Origin of the sequence: Prochlorococcus sp. MIT 1306 (genome assembly GCF_047304515.1) — a bacterium.
GTDB classification, from domain to species: Bacteria; Cyanobacteriota; Cyanobacteriia; order PCC-6307; family Cyanobiaceae; genus Prochlorococcus; species Prochlorococcus marinus_D.
The window spans coordinates 297,534-315,248 of the sequence record NZ_CP138959.1 but is presented as its reverse complement, the minus strand read 5'-3'; the positions used below and the strand labels follow the sequence as shown (position 1 = coordinate 315,248).

The following is a 17,715-nucleotide window of genomic DNA, read 5'->3' as shown; positions in this document are numbered from 1 at the left end:
ACAGGTCAATTCAAACCTGAAAGCCTGGGTCGATCTCTTGCATAGCCCGCGCCGCTGCTTCACAAAGCTGGGCGTGGGCGAGGCCATGGCTGGCGATCAAACATCCGGCCTGACGCACATCACCACTGTTGTAAGCAAGCTGGCGTCCATCAGCATGAGTGAAACATCCCCCTGCAGCCATCAGCACCGCCTCTGGAGCAGCCATATCCCAGTCTTTTGGAGCACTACGGCCTGAAAGAGAGACATACAGATCTGTTTCTCCACGCAGAATCGTGGTTACCTTGCAACCAACACTGCCCACAGCCTTGCTACCACCAAGAGCAAGACTCGCTAGCAGCTGTTCAAGCCTGTTGTCGCGGTGGTTGCGACTCGCTACCAGCATCAACTCACCAAAAGCCTTGCGCTGACTAAAACGCACCGGCGAACGTTGTCCCTGCCGGTCTTCGCACCAGGCACCAGAACCGATCACACCGAACCAAAGCTCCTCGGCTTCTGGCAGGAGTACCACGCCAAGCACTGGTCGTTGACCATGCACCAAGGCAAGATGCACGGCGTATTCACCTGTGCCCTGCAAGAAGTCCTTTGTGCCATCCAAGGGGTCAAGGATCCACAACCATTCCGCCGCTAAGGGTTCGCCTGCAGTGAGTTGCTCCTTTGCCGACTCCTCACTCAATAGAGTCCAATCTGCCAAGGGGAAATTCGCTTCTAAGCCATCCAGAAGCCAACGGTTCACCGCAAGGTCAGCGGCAGAGACAGGCCCCTCACCACCATCGTCAACACTCAGAGCCTTAGAAAATCCATGCGGTGGCTGTTCTCCCCGGGCATAGGCCAGCAGGATGTCTGCAGCACCCCAGCTCAATCGCCTCAATTGCTGCAACAAAACCTCCAGGTCCACACCAACAGGGAGAAGAGGTGCGTTCGGCATCATGAATAGACACGTGCAAGCCTCATTTTGAGCCAGCGAGAGGAACCAGCACCAGGGGTGCTCTATGTGGTTGGGACGCCCATTGGTCACCTCGGAGATCTCTCCCCCAGAGCACGCTCTGTGCTCACGAATGTCTCAACCATCGCCTGTGAAGACACACGCCATAGCGGCCATCTACTCAACAGCCTGGGCGCGCAGAGTCAACGTTTCAGCTTCCACCAACACAACACCAAAGCTCGCCTCCCCCAACTGCTTCAACTGCTCAACGAAGGGCAAAGCCTGGCTTTAATCAGTGATGCCGGACTGCCGGGCATCAGCGATCCCGGCGAACAACTCGTCGCAGCCGCTAGGGCAGCTGGGCACCAGGTGATCTGTATTCCCGGCCCCTGTGCAGCAACAACAGCCTTAGTGAGCAGCGGACTTCCATCTGGCCGCTTTTGTTTTGAAGGCTTTCTAGCCTCCAGAGGCAAAGAAAGGCGGCAGCAGCTGGCAGCGGTCGCCAGCGAGACCCGAACAACCATTCTTTACGAAGCGCCACACCGGCTGGTACAACTGCTGAAAGAATTGGAGCAACTATGCGGGGATGAGCGGCCCTTACAGGTGGCCAGGGAACTCACCAAACGCCATGAACAACAAATAGGGCCAACGATCGCAGCAGCCCTACAGCATTTTCTTGAACACAAGCCTCTAGGGGAATGCACTCTTGTCCTAGGAGGTGCTCCAATTTCCGGACCAGATCAGCAAAGTGACGCGCATTGGCGAGCGGAATTGGCAGCGTTGATGGCCAGTGGAGCAAGTGCAAGCGATGCCGCTCGACAACTCGCTCAACAATCAGGGCAATCCAGAAGGGCTCTTTATGCCCTGGTACACCAAATGGTAGAAAACGAGAGCGAGTGAACTCCTAGGAAGGGCAAACTAAGGGAACCATCGAAAACACATCATGCTGCTGCGGCTGCGGCTGCTAACAACCAGTCTTGTCAGCGGCGGATTACTCCTGGTCGTGCTCTGCCTGGGAGCCCAAAATCTCAGTGATCGCCACAGTCTCAGGCTGGGTGATGCCAAAAGCGCAGAGCTCCCCACAGGTTTTCTGGTAGGGATGTCAATCGTCGCAGGTGTCATTAGTGGCGGCAGTACAGCCGCTCTGCTGCTGCCCAAGCCAAGAACATGAACGACTACGACTGTGCAGCGAATCAAGAACCGTTCAGATCGATGGGACTTGAGCATCAAGAGCAATCAGTGAACCCTCCAGCACCAAACGGGTGATACCGCGAGCCAACAGATGGGAGGTGGTGAGCTCAAAAACACTTGTATCAGGCACCTTGATCACCCTTTGACTTCGTCCACATTGACGTTTGGCAGAACGGGGATTCGCGAATAAGCAAAGAGCCCGTCTGTCTTGATCATCATCGGCTAGCAAACCCAACTCTGAGAACTCCTTCAGCGGGCGTGCATCAAGTTCAACTGTCTTGTCGACAAGCATATAAACGCTACTAGGTAACAAACCAGGCAAGAGAGGCTCACATTGAACCGTTGGACGATCACTGAAAACAACAGAATCTGCGACTAAAGGAACCAGCTCGCGAAACACCTCGGACTCAGGGAGATCCCCCATGTCCGCCTCGAGGTGATCATCTTCGCTGGAGTCCTCTTCCGGATCATGACCAAAGTCATCGGCATCATCGAGAGCAAGAACACCTGCAGCTTCGTCGTCCAACGCGAGCTCATCCACCTTCCCCTCTTCAAGCTTCACCTCATCAAGCGAATTCAGGGTCGATGAGCTCGACTCTGATGGATCCTGATCCTTAACGGTTGCTTCTCCAACAGCAGAGAGAGTCTTAGAGATGGCACCACGCTGGGCACGAGAGGCCTTAACCGCGACGTAGTCCTTCTCTGAAAGCAGTGTTTTAACGGTGCGATTGACAGTATTAGGACTGCAGCCGTAAGCCTTAGCAAGACTTGCTGTGGCATCACCTGCCCTGTAACGCTCCACAAGCTCAGATTTCTGGCTGTCGCTGAGCCGGCTGGCCGCCATCGCATGCAAGTTCGCAGCCTCTAACCATAGGAGGCCAACTCAATGTTGACTGCCACAATGCTGTAGTGCTCCCTTAGCTCAGCTGGATAGAGCAACTGCCTTCTAAGCAGTCGGTCGATGGTTCGAATCCATCAGGGGGCGTGCATTTACTGCAAGGCTTCTCAGTCAAAGTTCACCCGCCACTCGGCGGGTTTTTTATTTGCGGGACCACTACGGGACCACTTTCTGTAGCAGCATGTGGGGAATGGTCCCGCTAAGCAGTAAGTCATGGCACTCGATTTCCGCCCCGTCCTCAAGGAATCCATCAAAAATTCCGGTGTTCCTCGTGGATGGTCCGTCAGTGAGCACCGCGGGAAGGTGAAGCTGCGCGTTCGTGCCGGTGCTGGTGGTGCTGTCGCGTCATGGACCAAAACCCTGCCCATCCAATGGGAGGTGGGCTGCATCGGGCCCGTCACCGAAACCCTGTCGGCTCTGTACGAAGCAACCAAGGGTGATCAGCCCAAGCCATTGGCTGAAGCATGGGCTGAGCTGCACCCAGAAGAAGAAGACAGCGACCCTGCCCCAGGTGTCCCCTCCGTAATAGGTGGCATCAACTGGAAGGCCATCGCCGCGGCCCACTATCGGGACAGGCAACAGAACGGCAAGCAGGTCAGCGACAAGACGATGGCTCTTGAGCGCACCTACTGCGACAAGGCGATGGAGCTACTGACCGGCCCTAAGCCACCGGTCACCCCGTACAAGCTGATTGATGCAGCGATCACCCTGGGCGGCTGGACGGACAAACCCCGCGCCAGACAGCAATGCGTTGGAGCGCTCACCAGGCTGCTCACCTATGGCGTCGCCCACGAAGGTCTGAGCGCTGAATGGATCATTCCGCAGCATCAGAAGGTGATGCTGGCTGGCAATGGCAAGGCAAAGGAAGAGCGGGAAATCGCGATCCTGAGTGACGTTCAAATCCTGGAGCTGCTGGCTTCAGTTCCCACGGCGGAATGGCGCAACGTGCTGCTGGTGATGGCCGTTTATGGGCTGAGGCCAGAGGAGCTGATGCACCTAACGCCAAAGGCGAACCCCACCACCAGGAAGCTGCAGCTGTGGTGTTCGTATCGCAAGGCAGCAGGGGGCCGCACGACCAAGACCGAAACCAAGCCGCGTTGGTTGCAGGCGATCCCGTTGCGTGGACCTGATGGTGAGAACTACCCCGCAGGTGACCTTGCGGCACAGATCAATGCAGGGCTGATGCCATTCCCACCGTTGAAGGACCGTGGCGCTGCAGTGGCGCAGTACGTCAAACGCTTGCGGCTGTGGAAGGAAATAGCCGCGACATTCGACCAGCAGGGCAAATGGCTGCGGCCCTATTCATTCCGGAACACCTATTCAGTGCGTGGGCACCTCCGGGGGATCCCTGGGGCATCAATGGCGCTGGCAATGGGGCACAGCGACAAAACACATTCGGCGCACTATGTGACGGCGTCAGAGGAGAGCACTGCAGAGCTGTTTGAGCGCCTGCTGGGTCAATGACACCGGCACCATTGGTGGTGTCCGGTGTAGTGAATACCGCCCCAGATAGTGGCAGGGCGGTCAAGGGCGGTTACTATTCATGTCATCAGTTGTCGGTGCCACTCCATGGGAGCGTCCCGGCCTCGCCTGAACCCTTGGGATGGCTTCCAGCGGGCATCGGAACTGTGACCAGCCGCTTTCTCTGTTTCCCCGAGACAGCCTTGTCACGTCGTCGTCAGGCCAAACAACTACTGCTGCCCAAGGGTGCTGCTTATTCGTCATCCCTTGTCAGGGAGATGATCGAAGCGGATGCCTCTGTTGGCTTCGATGTTCCTATTCCTGATGGCGCCAACTTCGTCGAGGTCTCCATGCCTCCCGCAGTGATGCACGTCTACAAGCAAGCCCGACAGGATCACCCGAATGCCATCAACCTTCCGCCCATGCGGATCGTTGAACGCAACTCGGCTGATCACACCATTGCCCTTCTCCAGGGCGGCGTGATCTACATCAAGGAAGATCCTCAACAGAGCTAGCGACTGATCGGCCACATCCCATTGATGTGACCTTCACATGCCTTTCACCGCATCAACGCGGGACATGATGCAGACCCTTGGCGTCCTGGATGCCAAGACGCTTCATCGTCGCCGCGAGGATTACAACGACAAGAGCGTTCACCCTGACTCTCAGTTCTTCAAGGTGGGTGTTCACTATCTCCGCAAGTCTCCAACCAGCAAGCAGCTGGTGTGGGATCCAGAGACCACCGTCCGCGCATGGATTGAAGCCACCAAGGCTCAACCCCAGCCCGTTGCGGAGGTGCCGCAATGACAGTTGCACCGTCCCCCGCCAACCCAGAACTGCTGCGGAAAGTCTCTGAGGTGATCTACGAGGAAATTTTCAACGAGTTCAACCCGCCTGAGCAGTCCACAACCCTGGAAGGACTTAAGGAACACCGCGTTTGGGAAAACCGACAGCACCTGCCGGAGGGTCTGACCGCTCGTGATTTCCAAGTGCTGGTGGATAAATGCCTGGATGTGGAAACCGCTGCACTGTTCCACGCCTATGGGCGCATCCAAGAACTGCTGGCCGCTGCTCACCCCAGGAAAAAGGAGGCCAGCTGATGGCCTTCCTCTCCCAATCCGGCAGGGGGCCGGTGCGGCAACTCGCTGAACACCTGAACGACAACCAATCCGGCAGAGAAGATATGGCCTGGGATGACGACATCGAACTTCGTCCAGAACACCTTCGCGAATGGGTTGAAGGGTCTGGCATTGATCAAGAAATCGCCGCACGCAACATCGTCTCCCTCGACGGTGAAGCCGCGATTGAAACCCTCTGTGGTGATCGGCTCGAAGCAGCCGGCGGTCACGGCCAGCAATACGCCACCAGACCTGTTGCCAACCTGCTCAATCGATATGAACACGCCGCTGATGGTGGCTGGTGGTGCTCACCGCTAATCCCCAATGACAGTTGGGTAACTCAATCCAACTGGGGTTGCTTCAAACCTGATCACCCTCGCCTCAACGACAAAGGCAAACTCATCAAATACGAGCACCCGCTCGATCAGCAGTGTGGTGTCTTCTGGCTGCAGAACAAGCAAGACAGCTTCTGGCCCTGGGTGCTCAGCAACCCCGGCAGCCTCATCATCGTCATCACTGAAGGCGCCAAGAAAGCTGGGGCACTCCTGACCGCAGGCATCCCCGCAGTAGCCCTCTCCGGCATTTGGAACGGCACCCCGTTGGTTGAGCCGAAGGGCGACCCCAAAGGAGCCCGCCGGCTCCATCCAGACCTTCTCCCACTGGTCAAACATCGCATTGTTATTGCCTTCGATTTCAGCAGCAACAAAGGCAAATCAGCCGTTAAATCTGCTGCGCATCGCCTCGCGCAATACCTCTACGCCAGCGGTTGCCCTTGGGTTGGTTCAGCTACTTGCCCCGGTCCCACTCACAAAGGCGTTGACGACATCCTCGTAAATGAGGGTTCAGAAGCCCTCCATCAGCTCATCGCTAGAGCTGTTCACATCGACATCCCCAAAGAACAAGACAACGCCACGCGCATCAAATCCTTAGAACGGGCCGCGGCCTCATTTATCGACAGCGACAGCGCAGCAGAGCAAGCCGTTATTCGATCCAGCACCTACTCGCAGATGCACATCAGCCGCACCGACTTCATGGAGCTTGTTGCCGGTGAGATGGAACGCCGCAACCCACTGCGCAGCCTTGAATCCAAAAGCCTTTCCCTTGATGAAATTGAGGCCGAGAAGGTCGATAAACCTCGGCCCTTCATCCACGAGCTACTCATTGAGCGTCAATCAACCCTGATCGGTGGAAACCGTGGGGCCACCAAATCCCTCCTGGCCCTCACCATGCTCGTCAACCTCTGCGGTGAACAAAAGGGTTCAGTCATTGGCTTGCCCTGCGAAGAAAGCAACCTCAGGGCGCTTTACGTCTGCTCTGACATGCCGTCAGAACGAATCAGCAACTACCTCCACGAAATGGGCCGCGGCAACGATCCAACCCTCAAACGCAACCTAAGGGTCTGGGGCATGTCGAAAACCACCCGCGGTTGGGACATTCGCGACCTTGATGGACTTCAACGCGAAATCGACGCCCATCACCCGCACATCATTGTGTTCGATTCCCTCAAGGCAGCCATGGGCCATTTGCTTGAAGACATCAGTAAGCCCATCGTTCGCCATTACATAAACGCAGTTCATGAAGTCGTCCTTCGGTCGTCCGCATGTCTCTGGATTCATCACGCCAATAAGACGGGAACCATCGCTGATAACGAGGCCCTTCAAGAGGCGCCCGACATGGTGTACCTGCTCAGCAAGGACGACAACGAAGTGTGCAACCTCAAGCCCATCAAATGCCGCAACGGCAAGGGCATAAGAGCCCAATACGTTTTCGATGGTGATTTTCTCGACCTATCCCCAGTCGAACAAAAACCACAGGTGGACATGGGCCAGGTGCTCACCGATGTCCTCTCCTATATCCGCACGCAAAACAAAGCGGGCCTCAAGCCCGCGATTAGCACCGTTTGTGCCGGCCTTGCTCATAAAGGTCATGCCGCAGAAAACATCAAGTCCTGCATCAGGCGAAATTCTGGAAGGGGTGGCTGCATTCAGAAGGATCGAGATCCACAAGATCTCCGCAAAGCGTTGCTCACCGCAGAGCCAGAAACCTTCCCGCTCTAGGTCGTCGTACATACCCCCCCTAGTAAAAGACCAAAACCGTGACCCATATCTCCTGATTTAGGTGAAACGGGTCAAAAAAACGGGTCAGCCATAAAGTCAGTGCTCAACTGGATAAATGGCATTTATGGGTCTCTATAGGGAGAAGAGAGGAGGGGGGTGGGGGCTGGGTATAGGAGAGAAGGGGAAACAGACTATTTCGAGCCCCTGAACTAATTCTTGCCAGAATCAACAGCATGGGTAAGAAATGCACCAAGTACGAAAAAGAAAAGCGCATCCTGCAATTTGTACAGATGCTCTCTAAAGGTGCAGTCAACTCAGAGTTGATTCGATATGCCGCGGATGAATGGGGTATCGGAAAACGACAAGCTGAGGACTATCTCGCAGAAGCACGTCAGGTTGTCATTGATGACGTCAACCATGACCGCAAGGTTGTTGTCGCTGAGATGGTTCACATGATGAAGGCCGTCATGAAGGAAGGCTTTCGTACAGGTCAGCTGAATTCAGTCATCGGAGCAGCCAATACGTTGTCGCGTGTGGCCAAGCTCTAAGAACGATCAGACGGCTCAGATGAAATGAGCCGCAGCGTCCCGCAGTTGGTATTTGCGTGTGTGCAAAGAAAAGCATTAAGGCCAAAAAGAGCGTTTTGATAAGGGAGCTTCAGAAATTTATGGCGAGCACTTTTTATTCCGTGTCATGGATAAGTTCTGTGTGGCAATGGGTGACTTTGAAGAGGAGTATGTCTCAGTCAAAGTGATTCAAGGAATGCTCATTGAGCAAATGCTTGTGATCGCTTGACTTCAGTTAGGTCGTGATTTAATTCTCTTCTGGACCGATTCTCAGGGCCTCCCCAAAATGGGGGAAATTGAGCGGGCCTCAATGGCAGTTGCCTGAGCCAAAGTTTTTGGCGCTGGTTAGTTAAGCGAGGCCGTCTCCGCGATTGTTTTATGCCACGCTTTGCATCTCAGCTCTTTCTGGTAGACCTGCGCCCTCTCGTTCTGAAACGCTCTGCCTGTACTGCTCAGCTTCTGCGAATAATGTCCACCTGACTTCTGCTGTCACACCTATCTCTCTGGCTGCAGCCTCTGCTTCTTCTTGAAGCTCAGCGAGCGTGATGGAGAAAAACTCTCGTCGGAGGTTTACCAGATTCAGACGGTGTTCATCAATGCGCTTGTGTATGGCTTTCTCGAGTCCAGGGGCATCTTCTGTGAAGATCATTGCGTGCACATCGAATGGGAAGGGCACAGATGCATCACCTAGTTCTCTGACGCGATCTATGGGTTCAAGGCGTCTAGTCATTCCGACTTTGTAGATGTTTTGCCCGAAGGATCCAATGTTGCTGATCACATAGACGTGACCACTTCGGGTCAACTGAGCCCGGCTCATTGCACGCTGATGATTTTCCTCTGCTTCGGTGAGTCGTCTCTCGAGTTCGGCGATCTTGTCGAGATGGGCACCCTCCTCAGATTCCGAATACGCCTCTTTGCGAGCTTTCTCTAAGAGGTCTGCATATTTAGCCGCTTCCCGCTCTGCCTCTTCTTGTACTTTCTCCATCTCGCGTTGTGCTCTTTCCTCTTCACGCATCTGGCGTCTGATCTCTGCCTGCTCTTGCTTCTCGGCATGTTTTGCAAGTTCGTTGTCATGAACGATGTGGGCCTCGTCCTCTTTCAATTGCCAGAGGTGAGATGACCAAGGAATATGCTGCTGCTCGGCTTTTTTCTCATAGAAGTTGTAAACCTTCTCTAGCTTCCCAAGCACCGTGGAATCGTTTGAGTGTTTGAGCGTGGAAATGGCGGCATCACATTCGCCGTTGAAGCCACGGAGTAAAGCCGTCATTGTTTGCTTCACGTGCGCTTTGCCTTTAACTACTGAACCATCAACTGTCCAAGTCGTGCGCTTGCATTCCTCAAGCAATTCCTTCCCGAGATCTTTTTGTTGCTCGCGATTTGATTTGAGCTTGATGGTTAATGCTGTTGAGTCCATGCCGATGTATCTGCGAGCAGCGAATCCTGCTTCATTGAGACTGTTCTCCAGCTTTATCAACTGAGTGAGTTCGTCCAGCGTGTCCTGCGCCTCTTGTATCTGGAACTGCACGGCTTCACGCTCTTGCTCAAGTGCCGCAGCCTTGGAAGTCCGCTCTTTGAATTTTCGGTTTGCATTGTCGAGTGATCTTTCGATATGAGCCAGCTGCCTGTGAAGACCATCGACCCTGCTTTGCGCTTCTTTTACAAGTCGCTTGGCCTCGGCTTCAGCATCGATGATTTTGCTGTATTTGCGATCCGTTGCTGTGCTGGCCACTAGAGCTGAAACAGCTGAACCAAAACCGCTGATACCGCCAAGAACTCCAAGGTTTTTGTTCACACGCCCATCTACAACCGCAGCAGAAATGGTGAGAGCTGCGGATGCAGTCAGACCGGCTATGGAGATTGCCTTCAACATAAATACGACTGCGATTCAAATAATCATCCATTCCGCATTGGGCTTGGCGGAACCCCCATTTGGGGGAATTAAGAAGATCATGAAACCCCTTCATCAGATGAAAATGGTCAAGACCAGAAAGAACGACGATGCGGAGCATGACCTCCGAGATTGCGCCGCCTGTTGTGGTTGACGTCATCTAGCTCAGGCTCGGCCCGCTTCAGTAGATGTTCCATCCCTTGGTCAACAAGGGATCCACCTCTGAAGCGTTTTCGCGCTGCCCATTTTTGGACATAAAGAGGTGCGCGGCAATCACGACGTGCTGGAAGGACAAGAGCAACAATCTCTGCAGGAGGTGATTGTTGGAAAAAATCAGCGACCTTCGAGAATAATGTGGAAAGAAAAGTCATTGGTTTAATTAAGTGTTGACTAGGGGTCTCCCTTGATCTTTTCAGTCTCTAGTCATTGCTTAAAAAACTCATCACCCAATCCAGTGATTTATCTGCTTCTGCTAGCCCCCCAATAGGGGGAATGGAATGCATCCTCGTATCACGAAGACTTCGGCTTCATCTGCAGGATCGTGTGTAAATGTCATTGGTTTTGATGTAAGTCAGTTAGGAACCCGCGAAGGGTCAGACGGTCAGCAGACGGACGGCCAATCAATCAGTCATTCGAGAGACTGTTCAAGGTATGCAGAGCCTCGTCGATTTGACGTTGCTCTAATTGGAAGTATTCACTTTGAGGAAGCCGATAATCGGCGTATTGCGCATGAAGTGCTTTCACTACCCCTGCAGGATCAGAGACCTTCTGCAGTCCTAACACTTGAGGGTTGTCCAATTCCTCCATCCGGATGGATGGATTGCCCCGTTTAGTAAGCCCAATCTTGACGTGAGAGCGAAGATGAGTTGAACGAATGATGTAAACCCATCCCTCGTTAGAAGGAGAGCGAGCCTTATTGAAGGCTTCTTTGTTTACGAAAGTGCTCCCTTCCCGAGAAATCCTCTCCTGTTCTTTACTCAAGGCGAGCTTTTCCTTCAACTCTTCCAGTTCACTATCAACATCTCTGATTGGCAACAACTCCTTAGACTTAGTATCTGGATCCTCGACGTTGAGTTGCGTTCTCAGGCTTTCGAGAGCTATTTTATCTTCCAGCTCATCTTTCAGGCGTTCGAGTTCTGCCTCTTCGCGTTCTTCTGCCTCTTTGAAGACGGGCCGATACTCGTCTATGAAATGACGCCTATCGCGTTTTGCCGGAAGTTCTAATCTGTTCACGAGTTCATCTATAAGTGGTTGGACTCCACGAGCCGGGTGCGCAAAAACGCTGGCTCGTCCAATTCAACTGAAGCCAAATGGCTCTGGGATGTGATAAGAGGGTAGTCATTGCAGATATTCTCTACAAGGCGCATAGTGAAAGGTGGTCCTACCAAAAAGCGTGTTAACTTCGGTGGGCACGAAGTCACAAATCAGAACCCAAATAGCAGTAGCAAGAAAATAATTTCTCATTGTGTAAGTGGTGCTCAGGGAAAGGTTGGGTTAAATGAGTCATCAGCTGCTGATCATTCTCCGTCGCAAGGCAGTACTGCATCTAGGCGAGTAAACTTTGGCTCTGTTTTGCTCGAGGAAGTCAATAGCTTGATTGCCCAAGGGCTGGTGAATAATGACGAAATGTTTATCGTATCTCGCTAGTGTGAATAAGCTGCAATGCTACAAATCCATACACTTAAAGAATATTTTGTTTGCAGAAACCCTATTGTTTTAGCTCACTAATTGACATAATAGATGTGTGGTCTTGTAGGAAGCCAGCCAACTGAAGGAAATCTGTTCTGGGATAATTTCTTCCTGCCACTTCCCTGAAGGCTAAAGCAGGTGGTGAACCATCGATAATATGCATACCCCAATACTGCAACAACTTGCTCTGTCTTATTTTTGCGTATGATGGATGTATTAGTTGGCATTTTGGATCTGTCTGACTGTATTGACTGATTGATTTTTCTAGCATTGAAAGCAAGGTGCTATTTTGTCTTTCATAGGATTGCGCAGAGTTGTAGGAATTCACAACAGCGAACATCTCCGCTTTCTTGTTTTTCTTTCTGATATGAGCAAAAGTTCTTGTTATAACATCTCCTCCTTTGGCTATTCCCAGCGGATTCAACGTTGTCGGCAATACACAATAATCAAACTTTTCAACAAGGTGATCTGGATTTTGATTTAACACTGGCGAGCAGTCACATATAACAACTTTCACTTCAGGGTAGGCTCGTTCATTCCATTGATCAGCATTAAGCACAGTTATTGTTGATCCCATTTTGTCTCTTTTATGAGGCGGCACGTAAAGAGAAGCAGGACCCTCGTTATCATCTGAACTTGGATCTTCTAGAAAAAGCTTTCTAAGGTTTTTGTCTGGGTCCAGGTCCAGAAGAATCACATCAAAACCCATAAGAGCAAATGCGCCGGCTAAATGTGCTGCAACAGTGGTTTTCCCTACTCCTCCCTTACATGTGAAAACACCAAAATACTTGGTACCACCATCTTCTTCCTTTGCGTGAGATGGTTCCTCATCAGATTCATTATTGTGTGACAACTTGCCTTCTGGATCGTACTTCCAATTAATAGTTTTCCCTGTCGATACACCAAGCATCAGATTGCTCGGACGCTCTGTCTCTACAAGAGTCATGGAAGGTTTGCCAAAACCACTCTGAGTAATTAACCATCCGCTCGTAAATGATGCTGCAATTGGCAGTTCAAGAAAGTCCATAAACCTATTCAAAACGGCGATTGGACTTTTTGCCTTGTAACACTTTACTTGAACAGCTATTCTTTCTTTGCCTTTAATGATTTCAATATCATATCCTGGCTGGTTTTTTGGAGGCATTACTACTTCATAGCCAAGTTCCTCGCATTGACGAGCTACATGTTTTTCGAATTCATATGAATCTTCAAATTCAAGATGAGCCATTTTTAACAGAATCAACTAAATCCATCATGGAAGATTTCGCCGTCTTTTAAAATCACCCATTTGGGTGGTCTTTTGTTTTGTGTTCCCCCATTTAGGGGATGGATGAAAAGCGACAAATCCGTAATCTGCTAGTAAGCTTTTCTAGACAAAAATGAGTAAGGAACGAACAATAATCAACTACTTTGATAAATTCAGGTATGAAATTCTTGCAAAACTAAACTGCTCTCCGACAGATGAGGTTTTCTCTGAGCAGGAGAAGATACGTCTTGCTAAAGCCTATCTAGATATTGTCTCTGAGGGTTGATCAATTGGATATAGGAGGCAAATCCTTAAGTTTGCTCATTCGACGATGCAATGTCTGATCGCAAAGACTGCCGCTTGAGTTCGATCACGCACCCCCAGCTTGCTGATGATCGTGCTCACATGGCTTTTGACGGTTTCAGTCGAGACAAAAAGGGATTCTGAGATTTCCTTATTGGAAAGCCCTCCGACAATTGCATTGAGGACCTCTATCTCCCTTTCGGTGAGTTGACAGTCGATAACAGGGGCATCGTTGAGCTGTTGGGTATCTCGCGCCAGATCACGAATATCAGCTGGGTAGTAGATCCCGCCTTTGAGGGTCGTCAGTAGTGAATTAATGAAGTCGCCATTGCCAGTGCCGACAGAAGAGACAAACATCACGCCATCAGCACCAGCATCTAAGGCTTCATTGACGACTTCCTTTGTTTCACGTCTAAGAAAGATCAGTGCCTTGATCTCAGCGCAGACAAGCTTTGCTTCTTTAACAAGGTCGATCCCATATCCCTGCTCTAGGTCATCAGAGGTGAAAAGGATGTCAGGGCGATGCTTGCTAATGGCTTTTATGCCTTCTGCTTGTGTTGTCGATGCAGCGGCAATGGAGTCATAGATCGGCTTGACGAGGCAAAAGCTATTGAGAGCTAAGCGATCCCCCATGCAGGCAACAGAAGTTTTGCCGGCTAAGGCTTCGCGGCACTTCCTGCGAGCAGTCTCTAAAGCTTCTGAGTGGTGGTCGAACTCCATAGACCAAACGCTACAGGGCTAGAGACATACCCCCCAAATGGGGGATAGCAGAAGCAGATAAATCACTGGATTGGGGGATGAGCTTATTAGGCAATTCGAAGAGAGTGAAGAGATCAAGGCTGGTTGAGCGTGTCTTTCGAGGACCTCGCTGTATTCCCCACGACTCGCCCCAATAACAACCACGCACAAACCAATGAACATCACTATCCATCCACCTGCAGAAGAGGTCGACTTGGCCGAATTAGCGGCTGAGCAACGAGCACGTATTACTCGAAACACAGACACGACCAACGACATCTATCACAACCGTCAAACCGGCCATAAACACCGAGTCAATCGTGCTGGTGTCTTCTGGGGATGCCTTTTAGCTGGTCCCTTCTTCTTCGGAATCATCGGCGAATGGGACCATGCCCTTTCCTCCGTTGGCTTTGCCGTCATAACTATTGGCGCCTTACGGCTGCAGGCTGAACTGAAGCGGTTGCTTGATAGGGGATCTCGATAAGTGAGTCTGAAGCCATCAAACAGCCCCCGCCGAAGCAGGGGCTGTTGCAAAACAATTAAAAATTGATCAATAGTTTGTTTGCAAATTTTTTTTCAACTCACATAAATGGAATGTCTCCACCAGTACTTGTTCCGCCCATGCTGTCTGATAACGTCCCATACATATCAGCGATAAATTCTGTGATTCCACCACCTGAATCACCCCATGTGCCAGTGCTTCTTCCTCCTGAGCTGCCAATGTAGTTCCCCATGGATGGTCCGGTATATGGACCACCTGCATGGTTGTCTTCTGCAGGTATAATCCGAATCATGCCCAAATTATCGATAATTGTATCCATTTTGATATCATCATAATTAGTCACTGCATCCACTATACGTTCATCTAATTCAACAGGAATATATCCATTCTCAGGGTCTTCAATCTTCGTTATCTTATCCACTACATAAGCAATTGCATCTCCCACTCTGCAGATTGATTCCGAAGCTACATAGCCTAAGGCTCCCCCTACAGCGGCTCCTGGAAGGTCGGCAACGGTACCACCAGCTGTAGAAGTCACTGAAACCACTGCCGTTTGAAACATTAACTCTCCTTTAGAATCGCAACCATCAATCTCCGTATAAATTTCCTGAATGATGCTTTGAGCATCATCATTACTATCCTGAGTTTGTCCCTCGGTCGCCAGGAATGCGTCTTCTTCTGAGTGTGGCACAGCATAACCTTCGTCATCCACATACCAACTTTCATATTCTCCATTTTCATCCAACTGGAATACATAATCATCCCCATAGAATGGACCATTATGTTTTGTTGATGTATGACTACCTACTTTATTTGACGAAGATGCAGAGTCTGCCATTTCCTTTATACTGGAGCCTTCCATGTTCCAATCATCTCGGTTCCCGCGGCCAGATGCTTCAAATCCTAATTGTTCGAAAATAGATTCATTAGTGTTCATCCCCAGTTGACGCTCCATATTCTCAATATTGATCAACTCTTTCTCTATTTGTAAATTCTCTATCGTATTGATTAGTTCTGAGCCAATAGAATCGGTTGAGATCTGATTAAGTTCTTTTGCTTGAGAGGCTAGTTCGACTTCGAATTGATTTGCCTTCAAAGCATCTTTTGATGTTTCCTTCTCTAGTGAAAGCTTTTGCTGAATGTTCTGCGTTAGTGCTTTGGCTGAGTAGTTAGTGAACATTGGTTTGCAGTGGTTGGTTGATTGCCTCTTCAGGGCTTCCCCCTCAGAGGCACACACCATCTGCGGAATCAACGGTCCAAGCGCTGACCCGCCTCACCAGCAGCTGTGAGGTTGCTCACAGGGATTAAAAAGCACTGGCAGCACTGGCTTTAACGGCGCTGCAGGTCAGCTAGCAGAAGGCTTGCCCGTGTCGCTGCGCTTTTGTCCCATGGGTTCGTAGCGCTGCCTCTGCCAGACGAACTGCTTGAGGACGCGATCAGAGATGCGCCCACCAAAGCGGAGATATGAAGCCACTCCCTCCGCGGTAGTCCTGTCAGCAGGAATGCCAACCCGACCCACGTCAGATAGTCATCCTCTGGCGGGTTCCTTTCGCCCTCGTATTGGGCCTCGGCGAACTGCTTGCTCATGGCGCCACCTGGGCCTCAAGCTTCCGCCTCTGCGTTGCTGCCTTCGCCTTGTCCAACGCTCTGGCGGCTGCGCATCCAGCGGGCCGTGGACCTGCGCTCCGGCAAAAGCGCTCCGGTTGACGAGAATCCAGTCCATCACTCAAAAATGCCCATCACCACTGGGCTTAATTACTGCCTCACAGGCAGTCGGTCGATTCAAAAGTGGTCCCACCCCCTAAAACGGGACCACTATCGGCCTTTTTGGGGGATACCAAGGGCGCCCCTGACATCCAAGAGTCCATTCATAGCTTCAAAAACCCTTGGTATAACTGTGAATTTTTCTGCCTTCTAAGCAGTCGGTCGATGGTTCGAGTCCATCAGGGGGCGTGCAGCCAGAGAAAACGAGTTGAAGAATTCTCCAGCCGTACCTCGGCTTTTTTGCAATGAACACGCTTAATTTTCCCTTTAGGTAAAAGCCATGCATCATTGAGCGGATAACTTTTGCTATATCGGTTCAGCACTAGTTAGCCCCCCGCAGCAGTGCAATGTGAAGATGTTCTGTACTTCAGCGGAAAATAGCTAAAGGAGCTGTTCTTTTAAGTCAGGGAAAGTCTTGCGTGCATGTTCCTTGACTCTGTTCGCAACACTTACAATTACTTGGCCAAACAAATTCATTCATCCACTTACGCTCGCCAAGGATGTTAGCCATCAATCCAAAATCAAAGAATCAATAGTAAGTCAAATAAAAGTATTCCAGCAAGTGATTTCAAAGACAGAAGGTATCTCAAAAAACCACAAAGATCCACCAATAAAAGGCCAAGACATTTTCGCAGAGATCAATATGAAATTGTTGCTGATTCGATTAAGGAGTAGCTGATTGAGTATGAGCATGGATTGCAATCTATATACGAATAGCGATCTATTCTTAAACCCATTGACTTGCCTGTCCAGGCCTAAGAGTGATCATTATTGACTTTCTCTTCAACAATAATTTCATTAACTGCGGATTCATCCATGTTGCTGACTACCTCAACAGAAGTGAGTTCTTCAGCTTTTACAACTTCATCAATTCCCTCTGATTCACGCTGAATGAGCTCTTTAACAAATGCCTCAAGAAGATTATATAATTTTACAAATCTAACGAAAAGATCTTTAAGGTCAATCCACATGCCCTCAAGGAGGGCTTTTATCTCCTCAGCCTTTGCACCTTTATTAAGCAGCAGGATTAAAGCCCCAACTCCTAAAACAATGCCCCCAAAAGAAAGAAGAGTAAGCACAAAAACAACTAGAGCAGCCATGGACCTCCTTTTGACGCACTTAGACGATCACGCACACATCCATTAACGACAAGCAGCCTTCAATAAACTTCAGGAATCAAAAGCACCCATCATTAATGGAGAAAAGACTGTGCCATTCGATTGACTCGGCTTGGGCACGTAATGATGGCTCATTGAAGAGTCCTCAAAGCTGTGTCCATAGTTCACAAGCCAGCGGTGATCGCAAAGACTGACTGGCATATGAACCAATATTCAGCGACAAAATAGCTATACAACTAATTTCATCACTTACG

Annotated in this window: 19 protein-coding genes and 1 tRNA gene; 10 read left to right on the top strand and 10 right to left on the bottom strand. The window is 50.7% G+C overall.

Annotated elements, in window-relative coordinates; all coding sequences use genetic code 11:
* Positions 1 to 10: 10 nt before the first annotated feature.
* The gene (locus SIB74_RS01625; RefSeq protein ID WP_063396247.1) at positions 11 to 928 is read right to left on the bottom strand and encodes a 3'(2'),5'-bisphosphate nucleotidase CysQ; all 918 of its coding nucleotides are present in this window, start codon (positions 926 to 928) and stop codon (positions 11 to 13) included.
* 24 nt (positions 929 to 952) lie between these two features.
* Between SIB74_RS01625 and rsmI the strand changes: the two genes are divergently transcribed.
* Entirely contained in the window at positions 953 to 1,822 is an 870-nt protein-coding gene (rsmI, locus tag SIB74_RS01620) for a 16S rRNA (cytidine(1402)-2'-O)-methyltransferase (protein ID WP_063396248.1), read from the top strand.
* A gap of 43 nt (positions 1,823 to 1,865) precedes the next feature.
* Complete coding sequence (locus SIB74_RS01615; protein ID WP_063396249.1) at positions 1,866 to 2,093, top strand: hypothetical protein; 228 nt, start codon at positions 1,866 to 1,868, stop codon at positions 2,091 to 2,093.
* 33 nt (positions 2,094 to 2,126) lie between these two features.
* On the opposite strand, the gene SIB74_RS01610 is transcribed toward SIB74_RS01615, so the two are convergent.
* Positions 2,127 to 2,957: a hypothetical protein gene (locus SIB74_RS01610; protein WP_063396416.1), complete on the bottom strand. Its 831-nt coding sequence runs from the start codon at positions 2,955 to 2,957 to the stop codon at positions 2,127 to 2,129.
* A gap of 67 nt (positions 2,958 to 3,024) precedes the next feature.
* On the opposite strand from SIB74_RS01610, the gene SIB74_RS01605 reads away from it, so the two are divergent.
* The 7 genes from SIB74_RS01605 (at position 3,025) to SIB74_RS01575 (ending at position 8,195) form a co-directional block, all read left to right on the top strand.
* Positions 3,025 to 3,098: transfer RNA gene (locus SIB74_RS01605), tRNA-Arg, on the top strand.
* A 216-nt stretch (positions 3,099 to 3,314) separates the two neighbouring features.
* On the top strand, positions 3,315 to 4,475 hold the full coding sequence (locus SIB74_RS01600) for a hypothetical protein (RefSeq protein WP_156486133.1): 1,161 nt from the start codon (positions 3,315 to 3,317) through the stop codon (positions 4,473 to 4,475).
* Positions 4,472 to 4,987 (top strand): hypothetical protein, encoded by a 516-nt coding sequence (locus SIB74_RS01595; RefSeq protein ID WP_063396251.1) that lies wholly within the window; start codon positions 4,472 to 4,474, stop codon positions 4,985 to 4,987. The genes SIB74_RS01600 and SIB74_RS01595 overlap by 4 nt, the downstream gene beginning before the upstream one ends.
* Positions 4,988 to 5,024: 37 nt before the next feature.
* The gene (locus SIB74_RS01590; protein WP_156486134.1) at positions 5,025 to 5,279 is read left to right on the top strand and encodes a hypothetical protein; all 255 of its coding nucleotides are present in this window, start codon (positions 5,025 to 5,027) and stop codon (positions 5,277 to 5,279) included.
* Positions 5,276 to 5,572 carry a hypothetical protein gene (locus SIB74_RS01585; RefSeq protein ID WP_063396253.1) on the top strand — a complete coding sequence of 99 codons (297 nt, stop codon included), beginning with the start codon at positions 5,276 to 5,278 and terminating at the stop codon, positions 5,570 to 5,572. Before SIB74_RS01590 ends, SIB74_RS01585 begins: the two co-directional genes overlap by 4 nt.
* Positions 5,572 to 7,647 (top strand): DUF3854 domain-containing protein, encoded by a 2,076-nt coding sequence (locus tag SIB74_RS01580; protein WP_063396254.1) that lies wholly within the window; start codon positions 5,572 to 5,574, stop codon positions 7,645 to 7,647. Before SIB74_RS01585 ends, SIB74_RS01580 begins: the two co-directional genes overlap by 1 nt.
* Before the next feature lie 233 nt (positions 7,648 to 7,880).
* Entirely contained in the window at positions 7,881 to 8,195 is a 315-nt protein-coding gene (locus SIB74_RS01575) for a hypothetical protein (RefSeq protein ID WP_063396255.1), read from the top strand.
* A 394-nt stretch (positions 8,196 to 8,589) separates the two neighbouring features.
* Here SIB74_RS01575 and SIB74_RS01570 read toward each other — a convergent pair whose 3' ends face one another.
* From SIB74_RS01570 to SIB74_RS01550, 5 genes are all read right to left on the bottom strand, one after another.
* The gene (locus tag SIB74_RS01570) at positions 8,590 to 10,083 is read right to left on the bottom strand and encodes a DUF4041 domain-containing protein (RefSeq protein ID WP_063396256.1); all 1,494 of its coding nucleotides are present in this window, start codon (positions 10,081 to 10,083) and stop codon (positions 8,590 to 8,592) included.
* Between the two features lie 107 nt (positions 10,084 to 10,190).
* Positions 10,191 to 10,472: a hypothetical protein gene (locus tag SIB74_RS01565; RefSeq protein WP_063396257.1), complete on the bottom strand. Its 282-nt coding sequence runs from the start codon at positions 10,470 to 10,472 to the stop codon at positions 10,191 to 10,193.
* A gap of 253 nt (positions 10,473 to 10,725) precedes the next feature.
* The gene (locus SIB74_RS01560; protein WP_063396258.1) at positions 10,726 to 11,334 is read right to left on the bottom strand and encodes a GIY-YIG nuclease family protein; all 609 of its coding nucleotides are present in this window, start codon (positions 11,332 to 11,334) and stop codon (positions 10,726 to 10,728) included.
* Between the two features lie 475 nt (positions 11,335 to 11,809).
* Positions 11,810 to 13,033, bottom strand: coding sequence for an AAA family ATPase (locus tag SIB74_RS01555; RefSeq protein ID WP_413681765.1), 1,224 nt, complete (start codon positions 13,031 to 13,033; stop codon positions 11,810 to 11,812).
* A 324-nt stretch (positions 13,034 to 13,357) separates the two neighbouring features.
* Complete coding sequence (locus tag SIB74_RS01550; protein ID WP_063396260.1) at positions 13,358 to 14,059, bottom strand: response regulator transcription factor; 702 nt, start codon at positions 14,057 to 14,059, stop codon at positions 13,358 to 13,360.
* A gap of 193 nt (positions 14,060 to 14,252) precedes the next feature.
* Here SIB74_RS01550 and SIB74_RS01545 point away from each other — a divergent pair, with 193 nt between their 5' ends.
* Positions 14,253 to 14,561: a hypothetical protein gene (locus SIB74_RS01545; RefSeq protein ID WP_063396261.1), complete on the top strand. Its 309-nt coding sequence runs from the start codon at positions 14,253 to 14,255 to the stop codon at positions 14,559 to 14,561.
* Between the two features lie 97 nt (positions 14,562 to 14,658).
* Here SIB74_RS01545 and SIB74_RS01540 read toward each other — a convergent pair whose 3' ends face one another.
* The 3 genes from SIB74_RS01540 to SIB74_RS01530 form a co-directional block, all read right to left on the bottom strand.
* Complete coding sequence (locus SIB74_RS01540) at positions 14,659 to 15,759, bottom strand: hypothetical protein (protein WP_156486135.1); 1,101 nt, start codon at positions 15,757 to 15,759, stop codon at positions 14,659 to 14,661.
* Between the two features lie 165 nt (positions 15,760 to 15,924).
* Positions 15,925 to 16,098, bottom strand: coding sequence for a hypothetical protein (locus SIB74_RS01535; protein WP_197463300.1), 174 nt, complete (start codon positions 16,096 to 16,098; stop codon positions 15,925 to 15,927).
* A 1,000-nt stretch (positions 16,099 to 17,098) separates the two neighbouring features.
* A complete protein-coding gene (locus SIB74_RS01530) occupies positions 17,099 to 17,443 on the bottom strand; it encodes a hypothetical protein (RefSeq protein ID WP_063396264.1) in 345 nt (114 codons plus the stop codon).
* Between the last annotated feature and the right edge of the window lie 272 nt (positions 17,444 to 17,715).

Bases quoted from the DNA above. Each gene is read 5' to 3' on its own strand.
- SIB74_RS01530 (WP_063396264.1), bottom strand. From the start codon at position 17,443: ATGGCTGCTCTAGTTGTTTTTGTGCTTACTCTTCTTTCTTTTGGGGGC.
- SIB74_RS01625 (WP_063396247.1), bottom strand. From the start codon at position 928: ATGATGCCGAACGCACCTCTTCTCCCTGTTGGTGTGGACCTGGAGGTT.
- SIB74_RS01595 (WP_063396251.1), top strand. From the start codon at position 4,472: ATGACACCGGCACCATTGGTGGTGTCCGGTGTAGTGAATACCGCCCCA.
- SIB74_RS01570 (WP_063396256.1), bottom strand. From the start codon at position 10,083: ATGTTGAAGGCAATCTCCATAGCCGGTCTGACTGCATCCGCAGCTCTC.
- SIB74_RS01565 (WP_063396257.1), bottom strand. From the start codon at position 10,472: ATGACTTTTCTTTCCACATTATTCTCGAAGGTCGCTGATTTTTTCCAA.
- SIB74_RS01590 (WP_156486134.1), top strand. From the start codon at position 5,025: ATGCCTTTCACCGCATCAACGCGGGACATGATGCAGACCCTTGGCGTC.
- SIB74_RS01575 (WP_063396255.1), top strand. From the start codon at position 7,881: ATGGGTAAGAAATGCACCAAGTACGAAAAAGAAAAGCGCATCCTGCAA.
- SIB74_RS01550 (WP_063396260.1), bottom strand. From the start codon at position 14,059: ATGGAGTTCGACCACCACTCAGAAGCTTTAGAGACTGCTCGCAGGAAG.
- SIB74_RS01580 (WP_063396254.1), top strand. From the start codon at position 5,572: ATGGCCTTCCTCTCCCAATCCGGCAGGGGGCCGGTGCGGCAACTCGCT.
- SIB74_RS01610 (WP_063396416.1), bottom strand. From the start codon at position 2,957: ATGGCGGCCAGCCGGCTCAGCGACAGCCAGAAATCTGAGCTTGTGGAG.
- SIB74_RS01585 (WP_063396253.1), top strand. From the start codon at position 5,276: ATGACAGTTGCACCGTCCCCCGCCAACCCAGAACTGCTGCGGAAAGTC.
- SIB74_RS01545 (WP_063396261.1), top strand. From the start codon at position 14,253: ATGAACATCACTATCCATCCACCTGCAGAAGAGGTCGACTTGGCCGAA.
- SIB74_RS01540 (WP_156486135.1), bottom strand. From the start codon at position 15,759: ATGTTCACTAACTACTCAGCCAAAGCACTAACGCAGAACATTCAGCAA.
- SIB74_RS01615 (WP_063396249.1), top strand. From the start codon at position 1,866: ATGCTGCTGCGGCTGCGGCTGCTAACAACCAGTCTTGTCAGCGGCGGA.